Origin of the sequence: Lelliottia wanjuensis, assembly GCF_030238365.1 — a bacterium.
Taxonomy (GTDB): Bacteria; Pseudomonadota; Gammaproteobacteria; order Enterobacterales; family Enterobacteriaceae; genus Enterobacter; species Enterobacter wanjuensis.
In genome coordinates, this window is record NZ_JASSOT010000067.1 from 48965 (window position 1) to 62336 (window position 13372).

Below are 13372 nucleotides of genomic sequence, written 5' to 3' on the forward strand. Positions count from 1 at the left end.
GTACAGTGCGTCCGTAGCTCAGTTGGTTAGAGCACCACCTTGACATGGTGGGGGTCGGTGGTTCGAGTCCACTCGGACGCACCATTTCGCTTTACTCCTCAGTTTTCTGAATTCTCCCTGTTAAATTCCAAAAGCCATACTGCAGTTATACCTTTCTGCTGGCAAACCTCTCCCCTTTTGATTTATGAATTTCATTCATAGCCCCTGGTTATTTCACGTAATTATCTTTCACTCCGCTTTTGGTAATCTTGGGTTCGCGATGCGTTTATGAAAAGGCCAGCCGGAAAGTCTGGCACCGCGTCGGATTAGATATTCTTATCGAAGAAGACGTCTAATTTTTGCAACGCCTGGTCAACGTATTTAGGCACCCAATAGGTCTCGAAACGACAAGGTCAAAGCCATTGTCGCCTTCGAGCCCGGCAGCAGTTTTGTCTTCCCGGAGAAAGAACTCCCCCGCCCCTATGCCAAGCGCGTTCGACACGCTGAAAGGTGAGCCCGTACCGCTGGAACAGTTTATGGCGCTGACGAAAATCCCGATTCTGATTATTTACGGCGATAACATCCCGGATAAACCTGTCGCCATGCCCGCGCAGGACAACTGGCGCGTACGCCTGGCGATGGCTCGCGAGTGGCGTGACGTGGTCAATAAGCATGGCGGGGATGTGACGGTGACGCATCTGCCCGAGTCAGGGATTAAAGGGAATACCCACTTCCCGTTCTCTGACCTGAATAACGTACAGATTGCGGATTTTGTGTGTGAGTTTCTGAAAGAGAAAAGGCTAGAGTAGGATGAGATGGGAATGAGCCTTCGTTGGTGAAAGCTCAATATGAGCATCAGCGTTGTAAAAGTGGCCGAATCCTGGCGGGAGGCTGTTAAGCGTGAATGTCTGCTATGAGCGAAAAGCAGACATTCGGCTCTCTGCTATATGCCATAATTAAGCGCACGCCTGAAATAAATGGATTGTGCTAGTGCGCTTTACTGTTTTGAAGAGATGTGACGTAAGTCATCGCTGACGCCCCCAGCAGTAGTAACCCACTCAAGCCGAAAGCACTTTGCCATCCCAGACTGTCGAATACCACTCCTCCTGCCGTTGAACCAAGTGCAATCGAAAGCTGGATCACTGCAACCATGAGACCACCACCCGTCTCTGCATCTTCGGGCAGCGCCCGTGCAATCCATGTCCACCATCCCGTTGGCGCCGCCGTGGCCAGTAACCCCCACAGGCTTAGCAAAACTGTAACCGCCCAGATGCTGTGTCCGAACAGCAATAATGTACCGGCTACCGTTGCCATAAGCAGGGGAATCATTATTAAAATTTGATACAACCTGGCATTCAGGAATATCGATACGGCTAATGTGCCGACAAAACCTGCTGCGCCTATTGCGAGCAAAATCAGTGAGAACCCAGCAGGACCTACGTTGGTCACGTTCTCAAGAAAGGGGCGCACATAGGTAAATAAGGCAAACTGCCCAATAAAGAAGAGCCCGCAAGCTAGCAGTCCTGTTAGTACAATGGCGTCGCTGAACAGACGAAGCAGAGTCCCCTCTAGCTTTTGTTTTTTATCGCTTTTCATAGTGGGCAGGCTGACCCATAGCCAGATGAACGCGGCTATCGCCAGGGGGACGATGCATAAAAAGGCCCCACGCCAGCCGACAGTTGTCCCCAGATAGCTACCAAGTGGCGCAGCCACAACGGTAGCCAGCGCGTTCCCACCATTAAAAATCGCCAGCGCACGGGGAACCTGATGCTGCGGTACGAGCCGAATGGCGGTTGCAGCTGAGAGTGACCAGAATCCACCGATGACGACGCCAATCAGGGCCCTACCCAGCATATAAACCGGATAGCTGGGTGCCACGGCGATAACCAATCCAGATATGGCCATCAGGACAGCTAGCCCCAGCAGAAGATATTTACGATTCAGATCTCCGGCGATATGGGAGATAGTCAGGCTGGTCAGTACCGCCAGCGCGCCAGATATTGCAATTCCCTGGCCTGCCAGGCCTTCCGTGATGTGCAGCTCGCGGGCAATAGGCGTCAATAGGCTGACCGGCATAAATTCGGAAGCGATTAGTACAAAAACGCAGAGCGTCATGGCAAACACGCCACCCCAGTGCGCATCTGTTTTTTTAGGTGATTTTTTAAGACTTACTATGGACATTATCAGCATCTCTTTATATGGACGCGGCGAGATTCAGAACAGCCGGGACAGACGCTATTCAGAGAATAACGAGAACATGTGGATGAGAATGGGGAGCGAACGATTAAAACCGCCTGCAATTAGCAGGCGGTTTCAGGTCGTTATCTTAAATTAGCTTTGAAAAACTGCTCAAATTTATCGAAAGGGATCTTGCCCGCAACGTTATCGTACAAATCAACGTGGTTTGCCCCCGGAACAATCACCAGCTCTTTCTCTTTACTGCCAATGGCCTTAAAGGCATCTTCGGCAAAATAGCGTGAGTGGGCTTTTTCGCCGGTCACAATAAGTGTAGGGATAGTGACTTCATTGGCGTAACTCAGAAGCGGCATATTCATAAATGACAGCGGCATAGTCGCATTCCAGGCCCCGGTTGAATTGACCGAATGCGCATGGAAACCACGCGGCATGCGATAATAGTCAAAGAACTCTTTCAAAACAGGATGAGGATTGGCAGGTAACGTTTCCGGCAAAACACGATCCGATGCACTGACGTTACCCTTCTCATCAACATTAATGTCATGGCCGCCGGGCGCGTAAGTGCCATTTTCCGCATCTTTCCAACGCTGTGCGTTCAGATACTGTAGTACTGCGCGACGATCTTTAGTTGAATAGCGGTCTTTACCATCACCCACACCATGCCCCATCGCACGGCTCATGTCATACATCACGCTGGTCGCCACCGCTTTCACGCGGGTATCCATTGCGGCGTCGTTTAAGGCCATGCCGCCCCAGCCGCAAATACCGAGCAGCCCGATACGGTCGCGATCAACCTCTTTTTGCAGACCTAAGAAGTCAACTGCCGCGCTGAAATCCTCGGTATTAATATCCGGAGAGGCGACATTACGTGGAGAGCCACCGCTTTCTCCCGTATACGAAGGGTCAAACGCCAGGGTAACAAACCCCTGTTCTGCCAGCGTTTGTGCATACAGTCCGCTAGATTGCTCTTTCACTGCGCCGAAAGGCCCACTGACGGCAATGGCCGCCAGCTTACGCTCACCACGATCCTTCGGGATGTAGAGATCCCCCACTAGAGTGACCCCATAACGGTTCTGGAAGGTCACTTTACGGTGATCCACTTTCTTGCTTTCAGGGAATGTTTTATCCCATTTTTCGACCAGCGAAACAGGCGCGTTCGGATTAGTTGTATCAGCATAACTCATGTTTGTGACTCCACTTAATGATGCACATAGCAGCATGGCGGGTATCGCAGTTGCCAGTTTTTGGGTGAAAACAGTCATCAAAACTCCCCTTATAAAACGTGATTGAAACAGGTTTCATACGGACAACACTGCTGTGCTTTGTAGCAATGCGCTCATTATAGTTAGCAGAAATAGTGCTGATTAGAGGGTGTTAAGTGCTAGGATTAATACCAAATTATTCTAAATTAAGATGTGGTTTCGGGAGCAGAATGATGGCGAAACGGGAAAACTATAACGATTTGTACCTGTTTATGCAGGTGGTACGGGAAGGGAGCTTTACAGCAGCAGCACATCGCCTTGGCCTGGCACAATCAGGAATAAGCCGTTCAGTTCGGGAACTTGAAGAACGACTGGGAGTTCAGCTCCTGGTGCGCACCACGCGCAGATTATCGCTCACCCATGCCGGTGAAAAGCTCTACCGGACCATTGAAGCAGGATTCGACGCTTTAGATATGGGACTGGACACGCTGGCTCATTATCGCCAGTCCCCATCGGGGACGGTACGCATCAATGCCAGTCAGCATGCTATTGATAAATTGCTTCTGCCAAAGCTTGCGGTATTTAAGAAGAGCTACCCGGATATCCGACTGGAACTCATTAGCGAAAGCCGATTTGTCGATATTATTGCCGAAAGGTTTGATGCGGGTGTTCGCCTGGGGCCTGAAGTAGGTAGTGGCATGGTTGCTGTGCGTATTTCCCCAGACATGGAGATGGCTGTTGTCGGCACGCCTGACCATTTTCGTCGCTATGGCTTTCCGCAAGCCCCCACAGATTTAGCGGTTCATCCCTGCATCGCTTATCAGTTTGGCGACGGGAAACTGTACTCATGGGAACTTCACCATAACGGTAAAAAAATCACCCATCGGCCGCAGGGGCAGTGGGTTTTCGCGGACAGCTATATGGAGGCCAAAGCGGCCAGGCTGGGCCTGGGACTGGCTTATGTTCCGGAGGAGTTGGTATCTGAGGATTTAGAACAGGGTTCGCTCATCAGAGTTTTACAACGTTACAGCCAACGCCTGGAAGGCTCATTTCTATATTATCCGCACCGCAATGTGTCGCCTGCTCTACGAGCGGTTATCGATACATTGAGAATTTAGGACTGAGGACGAGCTTATACACATGTAAGGGTAAAAGGTCTGCTGTTGGCACAAAGTAGACCACTCCCCCATCAACAAAAAAGCCGGATGGCGCTGCCGCTTATCCGGCCTACAGGTTTTACACCGCTTTTTAGTGCGCAGTCTGCTGACAGGACCAGCGCGGTGCATTTAGCTCCCCGGCGAACATCCACATCAGTTCGCACAGCAAACCGCGCAGCGATTTTTCCATGTCCGGTAACAGCGACTGCTGGCACAGCAGCTGAGTCAGCGCCTGGCAGTAATCACACAAGGCTTCGGCATCCGGCTCAAAATAAGACGGCGCTTCCGGCAGCGTGTCGACGGTAAAGCGCTCGATCAGATGCGCAGGGATGGGTTCGCTAAGCGTCGGGCGAAGCAACGCGAGGCACGCACTGATTCGGCCCAGCAGCGCCAGTTTGTACGCGGGTTCATGGCACTCCATCAGGGTTTCAGCAAAACGGTCGCAGCAGTCGGCGAGCTCGGTGAAGTCTGTCGCGGCGCTGAACGGGACGCTCAGTAAATCGTGAGCGGGGGTGAAAATGGTAGTCATGGGGAAAACTCCAATGTGTGTTTTGAAATTACCGTCACTGGAGAGGTCAATCTCACGGGTGACAGAACCGGGCGGGGTTGACCTTACCGACCACACTGGATATCGGCGCGTCTTGCGACGCCCCCACCCGGCCCGTCATTGTAGCGTAGCCGTGTGCACGACACAAAAATGGTGCGATTGCGCCAAGTGTGTCCTCAATGTGTAGTTCGGGAGGTCAATCCCGGTACCTGATTTTGCAGGTGCGAAAGAAGAATACGGCGATAACCGGATATCGACAATGGGTATTACTGGAAGGAGGATCTCGTTGTTGAATGTAATTTCCTTCAGATGATTACATCATTTAAATCAATGTGTTGGTCGGAATAATTTACACGAATCACTGCGTCAGACCTGCAACAGAACTCAATCTCCAGTCGAATTTATTGTCATCTCTCAGCCAACGACGCGGGGCGATCGTGCTGATCTCCCTGCTTTCTGAGGGAGTGTGGCTAATGTCAGGTCAGATATGAATGAGGAGCGGAGGTTTAAGATGTTATTGTTTGCTTAGCGTACTGAATCAGGAATAATCAGCATGTGCCATAACTTTCTGTTGCCGAACTACTTAGCCGGGTATGTCGATTCCATGCGTAAATTACAAAAACTCATTTTATCTGAACGCACCACCACGTCCCCCTACGACAGCCTTTCTCCGAGAGCGATATCTCGTATCGCATCAAAATGTCGTAAGGATGAAGTTGCTGATGCGCATATCCTTATAAAGCAGCTCAATGCGGAGTTGTGCACTATTCCCGATTGGGATGGTGATACACATGATGACATTTGGAGGTGTCTCGAATTGTTCAAAGCAATTCTGGATAAAATGAAAAAATAAATTACCCTAGTGTCCATTTCAGATTCGAGGTATTAGCACAATTTCATCTATAAGCAAGCACTGATATTGCTTGACTCCAGAAGATCACTAAGTGATTTGTCAGGTTTTGACCTACTTACTATACAAAACGCCATCTTCCGCTCATGGCACGAAGCTGACCCCACCCAATTAATGAGCCTACCTAATAAACCCTAGCGCATTACCCTACCTAATCAAATAAATCATTCCCCGTTATGCTTCTCCCACACAACAGCGAAAGGATAACCTCATGCAATCAGTAACTCTGAACAACGGTATTGACATGCCCCTGCTGGGCTTTGGTGTCTTCCAGATGACGGATGCCGCCCAATGCGAGCGCGCCGTGATCGACGCTATCGACACGGGCTACCGCCTGATCGATACCGCCGCGTCTTACCAGAATGAAACTCAGGTCGGGAACGCCCTGAAACAGAGCGGTATCGCACGTCACGAGCTCTTTGTGACCACCAAACTTTGGCTGCAGGATACGCATTACGAGGGGGCTAAAGCCCAGTTTGAGCGCTCGCTGAACCGGCTGCAGCTGGACTACGTTGACCTGTATCTGATTCACCAGCCTTATGGCGATGTCCACGGGGCCTGGCGAGCGATGGAAGAGCTGCAGCAGGCGGGGAAAATTCGCGCCATTGGTGTGAGTAACTTCCACCCCGACCGACTGGCCGACTTTATCGCCTTCAACAACATTGTCCCGGCGGTAAACCAGGTTGAAGTGAATCCCTTCAACCAGCAGCTTCACGCGGTGCCCTGGATGCAGAGCCGCGGCATTCAGCCGGAAGCCTGGGCGCCTTTTGCGGAAGGCAAAAATGGTCTGTTCCAGCATCCGGTGTTAACGGCGATAGGCCAGAAGTACGGCAAAAGCGTGGGTCAGGTTGTGCTGCGGTGGATCTTCCAGCGAGGCATCATTTCGCTGGCGAAATCGGTGCGCAAAGCGCGTATGGAAGAGAACATCAACATTCTCGATTTTGAACTCAGCGCTGAAGATATGCTGCAGATTGCTGCCCTTGATACCGCCACCAGCGCGTTCTTTTCTCACCGCGATCCCGCCATGGTGGAGTGGCTGACGGGCCGTAAGCTGGACGTTTAACTCGTTTCGGTTGTCTTATCACGACTCACAAACAGCAAAAATCCACGCCCTTGCGTGGATTTTTCATTTTCGACACCCAGGACTAACTAAACTGCCTGATCATTCGGTCGAGATCTTTTTCCCTGACGGCTTTCGAAAGGTAATATCCCTGGAAACTTTTCACCCCTGCTGCGGCCAGTTTTTCGAACTTATCCTCACTGTCGACCCCTTCTGCCACGCAAGCTCCGCCGGTCATATCGCTGTAAAACTGGATAGCCTTAATCAAACTGTAGTCGTCTTCATTTGCCGAGAATTTATCAACAAGATCGCGATCTAATTTCAGCCCATCAAAACGTATCTGTCTGACAGGAAACATCGCGTAGTCGCTGGAAAAACAGTCATCGAGGAACAGGCGACACCCGGTATCACGAATACGCTGCATCGCGAAAGGAATTTCTTTATTCTGCGTGACATCAATGGTCTCAGCAAATTCGAATACCAGCTTCTCTGCCCAGGCCACGTTCGAGAGTAATTCGACCGCTTTTTTTGCCATATCAGGTAATGCGTTCCCTCCGGCTAATTCCGGGGGAATATTGACCGAGAAATAATATTTGCCATTGTATTTATTGATCCCTTTCACTGCCGCATCAATCACAAGGGCCGTCATCTGCAGCCAGATTTTTTTATCATGAAGATCGGTCAAAAAGCTCACAGGTTTAAGGATCTCGCCGTTACGATCCCAGCGTAAGAGAATTTCAAACCCGACCACTTTTTTATTTCCGTCCGTAATCACCTGATAAACAGGGAAAATTTCCCGCCTCATCAATGCCCTGATCAGTTCAGACTGACGATCGCTATGCTTTTCACTCTCCACGTCTGCTGGATCTGCACTGATGCGAATAAAAGAGACATCCTTCAGCCAGGGCTGAATAAATTGTAATTTACGCAGCCCTTCCGTACGGTGCGTATATATCGTTTTGACGTCCAGACCGTACATTTCTGATTGTTGTTTAACCGATATTCCGCGGTAGGCGTTAAGCACAACATCCAGCTCTCGTGATGTCAGTCCTTTTGCCAGATTGCCGGTTAACATTTCATCGAGCCGTACAGCATCTTCCAGACGAGGGAAATCATTGTGAAGAATATCCTCACAGGAGTGCGACAAACTGGCAATGCGGATGGTTTTAAGCTTATATCTGTCTTTGATGAGACTCAACACCATACGGTAAATCCAGGTAGCGGGCAGACTACAGTAAATAGTCATCGTCACACTACAGGGAAGCGCGTTGAGTAATGAAATGCTCTTCTTTAACGTCAGCAAAATAGTGGGCAGATCGCCTTTTAAAAAAACAGAAATACACCTGTCAGCATCACCACAGATGTCATTGACTTCTCGTTCGGTGGCCGTATCACCCTGAGTCATAATACGTGAAGAACGGATGGCATCACGTGCAAGCAGCATATCATAGCCCTGCCAGGTAAAACCGCAGGGCGTAATGACGAATTTATGTTTAATAGGATTCGGGTAATAGATAAGCGCTTCGCAGGCCACAATGACCTCCTGTAAAAAGAGTAGATGCAATGAACTTCGTAAAGAAGAAACGTAAAATATCATACCAAACCCTTATTATCACCACCATAAAAGACGTCTTTAAAAAGAGTAAAAAACCGCTTCTTTACAGATAAAAGACATTAAAAGCATTTAATGCCAATAACAATACAGAATGAGCGCGTACATATTTGATTTAATTTCCCTGCGTTGCTAATGCAATTACATCCAATTACATTCTTATCGCGTCTGAGGGTGTTATCTTTTAAAATAACAAAAGTAAAATACATTCACCCAATGTATAATATTATCTACGAAAGTTCCGACTGACATCAACACAGCACTTACTGGCTCGCTTTAATATAGGGCAACCGCATGGATAAACTCATTTCATCCAGGGCATTGCTGCATCGAAGGGACGTTATCAAAAATAACCCTCGATTCAGTGAAGCTATAAAACAGCATTTCACCATTAATGATTCAATCTACAAGAAACAACCCCTGTTCTATAAAACAATGCTTCAGGAATCCAGGCTTAACATTGTGTTATCGATGTGCTGCTTTGTGTTCGGCAACCAGGCCTCTTCCGTCTCAGAAATCAAAGAGTTATGCGCACGGTATAAAATAGCCAGCCCGAATAGCGTGATCGCGATTATTACCTTACTCCGAACGACCGGCAGAATCAGTACCTGGCGCTGCAGCGAGGACCGACGAAAAATGTTGATCGAGCCGACGCAAAAAGGGCTGGATGAACTTAAGCGCTATATGTCGGGTGCGTTTTTACCGGTGAGCACATTATATCCAGATTACAATATCAATATTAATCTCCTGGACAATACGGCGCTGCGCCATAGTTTTTTTCATCGTGCCGCTGAGTATCTTTTCCGGGGCGTGACCTTTAAAAAGATTTTGCCCGACGTGGGATTGTTTATTGATAAAGATGGGGGGCGCATGATCATGCTGTATCTCTATTTACAGGCAATGAAAAACAGAAATTCCCATGGCGCGATTATTGACTATTCGGCGAGCGTGATTGCCAAGGAATTTTATGTTTCGCGCATCCATGTTAATCGCATCATTAAGGCGGCGCAGGAGGCAGGATATCTCAAAGATCGGGAAGATGGTTTTATTACGATTTACCCCAGCTTTATTCAACTGGTGGAAAATTATTGCGGGTTATACTTTGCCTATGTCACTCACTATCTGAATATTCACCCTAAAGAACGGCTGGCGGCAATCAGTTTTCACGCTGCCGTATAATTAAGCAGGCGGTCGGTTAACCGACCGCCATTTTTTTATCTTTCCCGCAACGCTTCCCGCGCTTTGTTCAGTGGTTTTAACAGATAATCCAGCACACTCTTACTGCCGGTTTTAATATCAACGGTTGCGATCATCCCTGGAAAGACAGGGAATTCTTTGCCCTGCTTATTGGTCAGATGATTACTGTCTGTGCGGATATAAACCCGATAATAGTAAACGTCTCTTTTGACCTCATCCTGGATGGTGTCCGGGGAAATCATAGTGACTTCACCGTCCAGCCCGCCATAGATGGAATAATCGTAAGCGGTCACTTTGACCAGCGCTTTTTGACCAGGATGAATAAAGGCCACATCGCGGGGTGAAATTTTGGCTTCAATCACCATCTGGTCATCAAGGGGGACCAGGGTCATCAGTTTGCCGTTCGGCGGAATCACGCCTCCCACGGTTGTCACGTCGATATCTTTCACAATTCCGCGGACCGGAGCCGTAAACGCCAGTCGGGTCAGGGAATCTTCCCGGCCTTTCATGACCGAACGTTGCGCTTCGATTTCAGCATTTGCCTTCGCCAGCTCTTCGCGGGCGCGGACGTAATACTGATTTTGCATCTCGGTGATCTTGCTCTCAAACTCATTTTTCTGCCGCTCAAGGCGTAACACTTCCACCTTGCTGGCGGCCCCCTGAGTCACCAGCGGACGAGTCAACGACAGCTCACGCTGGACAAGATCGGCACCCTGACGCAGACCCGCCACTCCTTTGTCGAGGCTTTCACGACGGGATTGATACAGCGCCGTTTCCTGCCTGACCAGTTCGACGTCATCATCCAGCTCTGACGGGAACACCAGCTCCGTGTTATTCACCTCCGCATTCAGACGCGCGGCCGTTGCCAGGGCCGCATTCAGCCGGGACTCACTCTCCAGCACGCCCGACTCCGTTTTCGTCCGGTCCAGTTGGGCGAGCTGCTGCCCGCGCTCAACGATGTCACCTTCGCGCACCAGCAGGCTATGGATAATCCCCCCTTCGAGGGACTGGATCACCTGCTCATGCGAGGACGGGATGACTTTGCCGCTACCGGTGGTCACTTCATCGAGCTGGAACAGACTCGCCCAGCCGACGAATACGGCCAGAAGTGAAAACAGCGACCATGCCACCCAGGTTGAACGAGGCAGACGCGGCTCTTTCAGACGGCTGTTAACGCGGGAAAAATCATTCATGCCAACCCCTCCTCAGTCATCGCCGCCGCTTTCATGGTGACAGTGCGTTTTGGTGCCTTTTGCGCGGCCATGCCGTGCTGGCGCAGGATCGCGTCTCGCGGGCCATCCATCACAATTTTGCCGTTTTCCAGCACAATAATGCGGTCAACCAGATCCAGAATTGGCAGACGATGCGTCGCCACCACCAGCGTCCGGCGCTGGCCCAGCCACTGATCGAGATGCTGGATAAACTGCTTCTCGCTCATCTCATCCAGCCAGGCGGTCGGTTCATCGAGCAGCAAAATATTCGGCGAGGTGATGAGCGCGCGCGCCAGCAGCAGCGCCTGCCGCTGCCCACCGGATAACCCTGCGCCGCCTTCGTTGATGATGTAGTTCAGCCCCATTTTCTGTTTGCGAACGAACTCCAGCGCCCCGCTGTTCACCAGCGCCTGATGAATTTCATCATCGGTTGCCAGCGGATTGCCCATCATGATGTTGTCGCGCACCGAGCCAAAGAACAGCCGCGCCTGCTGGCCGAGCAACTGCATGTCCCGTCGCACATCGGCCGTGTCGAGATGGTTCAGGGCAATATCGTCCAGCAGAATGCTGCCCTGCTGTGGTTCCTGCATGCCAGCCAGTAGCTGCAGCAAGGTGCTTTTCCCGGAGCCATTACGCCCGAGCACCGCGATGCGCTCCCCGGCGCGGATCTGCAGCTTGCCGATCTCCAGCACCTTGAGTTTTTCCTCGTCGTCGTACCAGAAGCCAACGTCCTCCAGGGCATAGTCGCCGCGCAGGTGCGCTTTATGCACTTTCTTACCCTGCAGAGGGTCGTCAATTGGGCGCTGCATCAGATCGTCCAGCCCCTTGCGCGCCACTTTTGCCGACTGCCAGCGCGAAAGCACCCCGGAAATCTGCGATAACGGCGCAATCGTGCGAGATGCCAGGATCGAGGTGCCCACCAGCGCACCCGTGGTCATGTCGCCACTGATCACCAGATAACAGCCCACCAGCAACACCACCGCGTAGACAATCGACTGCACTTCCTGGGTCCAGGTCAGCAGCAGCCCCGTCAGCCAGCGCTGTTTCATCCCCACGTTGGCGGCGACGTCATTGGTGTTATTCCACTGATTCTGGAAACGCTGTTCAGCGCGCATCAGTTTGATGTCTTCGATGCCCTGCACCGCTTCCACCAGCGTGGCGTTGCGAATCGCCGACTCGCGCATCCCTTCACTGGAGAGTTTCCCCAGCGGACGCTGCACCAGCAGGCCAGGAATAAGCAGCAACGGCACGGCGAGGAGCACCACCAGCACCAGCGGGCCGCCAATCATCCACAAAATAAACACGAACAGCAGGAAGAACGGCAGATCGGAGATCGCCGCAATGGTGGTGGAGGTGATCAGTTCCCGCACCGACTCCAGCTCGCGGATTTGCGCGATAAAGGAGCCGGTTGATTTGGAACGAGCACCGTTTTTAATGCGTAGCGCGTGGGCAAAGACGCGCTCAGAGATCCGCAGATCGGCGCGTTTCCCCACCACATCGGAGATATGCACGCGCAGCATGCGCATGATGAATTCGAACAAGATGGCGATCATGACGCCACCAAACAGCACCCACAGGGTGGCTTCGGACTGGGATGGTACCACCCGGTCGTACACCTGCATGGAAAAGAGCATCCCGGACAGCGCCAGCACGTTGGCGACCATCGCCACCAGCATAATGTCGCTGTAACGACGCCAGTCTTTCAGCGCCAGCTGCCAGAACCAGTTTTTTTCGTAGGGCTTGATGTAGTCATCGACGCGCGCATCCGGCGTGGATTCCAGCGGGCGCAGCACCAGTAAACGCTGCAAGCGCGTGCCCAGCGCCTCACGGGTCAGCACCGTTTCCAGACCGCCATCCCCGCTAAACTGCAGGCTGACATTCCCTTCGTTGTCCATACGGTTGATCACCGCAATCTGCCCTTCGCTCATTTCAGCGATCAGCGGCAAACGCCACGGGTCGAAGGAGGCCGGCGTTGCGGCAACTTCACGCAGCCCCAGTCCGAGCTGGCGCGCCATCTCTTCCAGCACCAGCTGGCGCGGGGACTGACTCTCGTGGTTAATGGTGACCCGGACATGCTCCGCAGAGAAATCCAGCCGGTAGTGCTTTGCGATGATGAGCATACCCTGCAACCAGGGTTCGTACTGCGGATGTGTCTTCATAATGCTACGTCCTGTCCAGTGCGGTAATTTATCACTGAAATAGTACCCTTGCGGAACGATTTATAATCGAACGGTTTCTAAACAGGTCCGCAAAATAATCTTGTGAAATATAGGGTTAATACATTTGGTGTAAAGAAACGCA

Annotated in this window: 10 protein-coding genes, 1 tRNA gene and 1 pseudogene; 6 read left to right on the forward strand and 6 right to left on the reverse strand. The window is 51.2% G+C overall.

Going from position 1 to position 13372, the window contains the following annotated elements:
• Positions 1-7: 7 nt before the first annotated feature.
• Together QQF33_RS20100 and QQF33_RS20105 are read left to right on the forward strand one after the other, a co-directional pair.
• A tRNA-Val gene (locus QQF33_RS20100) sits at positions 8-84 on the forward strand.
• A 295-nt stretch (positions 85-379) separates the two neighbouring features.
• A pseudogene (locus tag QQF33_RS20105) lies at positions 380-788 on the forward strand (alpha/beta hydrolase); the annotation flags it as partial.
• A 178-nt stretch (positions 789-966) separates the two neighbouring features.
• On the opposite strand, the gene QQF33_RS20110 reads toward QQF33_RS20105, so the two are convergent.
• Positions 967-2160: an MFS transporter gene (locus tag QQF33_RS20110; RefSeq protein WP_285150217.1), complete on the reverse strand. Its 1194-nt coding sequence runs from the start codon at positions 2158-2160 to the stop codon at positions 967-969.
• Positions 2161-2300: 140 nt separating this feature from the next.
• Positions 2301-3437: an alpha/beta hydrolase gene (locus QQF33_RS20115; RefSeq protein ID WP_285150216.1), complete on the reverse strand. Its 1137-nt coding sequence runs from the start codon at positions 3435-3437 to the stop codon at positions 2301-2303.
• A 173-nt stretch (positions 3438-3610) separates the two neighbouring features.
• Here QQF33_RS20115 and QQF33_RS20120 point away from each other — a divergent pair, with 173 nt between their 5' ends.
• On the forward strand, positions 3611-4495 hold the full coding sequence (locus QQF33_RS20120; protein WP_285150296.1) for a LysR family transcriptional regulator: 885 nt from the start codon (positions 3611-3613) through the stop codon (positions 4493-4495).
• A 130-nt stretch (positions 4496-4625) separates the two neighbouring features.
• Here the strand turns inward: QQF33_RS20120 and QQF33_RS20125 are convergent, their stop codons facing one another.
• Positions 4626-5063: a hypothetical protein gene (locus QQF33_RS20125; RefSeq protein WP_285150215.1), complete on the reverse strand. Its 438-nt coding sequence runs from the start codon at positions 5061-5063 to the stop codon at positions 4626-4628.
• Between the two features lie 571 nt (positions 5064-5634).
• Here QQF33_RS20125 and QQF33_RS20130 point away from each other — a divergent pair.
• Both QQF33_RS20130 and QQF33_RS20135 read left to right on the forward strand, forming a co-directional pair.
• A complete protein-coding gene (locus QQF33_RS20130; protein ID WP_285150214.1) occupies positions 5635-5934 on the forward strand; it encodes a hypothetical protein in 300 nt (99 codons plus the stop codon).
• Between the two features lie 268 nt (positions 5935-6202).
• On the forward strand, positions 6203-7054 hold the full coding sequence (locus QQF33_RS20135) for an aldo/keto reductase (protein WP_285150213.1): 852 nt from the start codon (positions 6203-6205) through the stop codon (positions 7052-7054).
• Positions 7055-7136: 82 nt separating this feature from the next.
• Here the strand turns inward: QQF33_RS20135 and QQF33_RS20140 are convergent, their stop codons facing one another.
• Positions 7137-8585, reverse strand: a complete 1449-nt coding sequence (locus QQF33_RS20140; RefSeq protein ID WP_285150212.1) for an EAL domain-containing protein — start codon at positions 8583-8585, stop codon at positions 7137-7139.
• Positions 8586-8957: 372 nt separating this feature from the next.
• Between QQF33_RS20140 and QQF33_RS20145 the strand changes: the two genes are divergently transcribed.
• Positions 8958-9842, forward strand: coding sequence for a MarR family transcriptional regulator (locus QQF33_RS20145; protein WP_285144688.1), 885 nt, complete (start codon positions 8958-8960; stop codon positions 9840-9842).
• A 35-nt stretch (positions 9843-9877) separates the two neighbouring features.
• Here the strand turns inward: QQF33_RS20145 and QQF33_RS20150 are convergent, their stop codons facing one another.
• Together QQF33_RS20150 and QQF33_RS20155 are read right to left on the reverse strand one after the other, a co-directional pair.
• Complete coding sequence (locus QQF33_RS20150) at positions 9878-11053, reverse strand: HlyD family type I secretion periplasmic adaptor subunit (RefSeq protein WP_285150211.1); 1176 nt, start codon at positions 11051-11053, stop codon at positions 9878-9880.
• Entirely contained in the window at positions 11050-13230 is a 2181-nt protein-coding gene (locus tag QQF33_RS20155; RefSeq protein WP_285150210.1) for a type I secretion system permease/ATPase, read from the reverse strand. Before QQF33_RS20155 ends, QQF33_RS20150 begins: the two co-directional genes overlap by 4 nt.
• Positions 13231-13372: the final 142 nt, after the last annotated feature.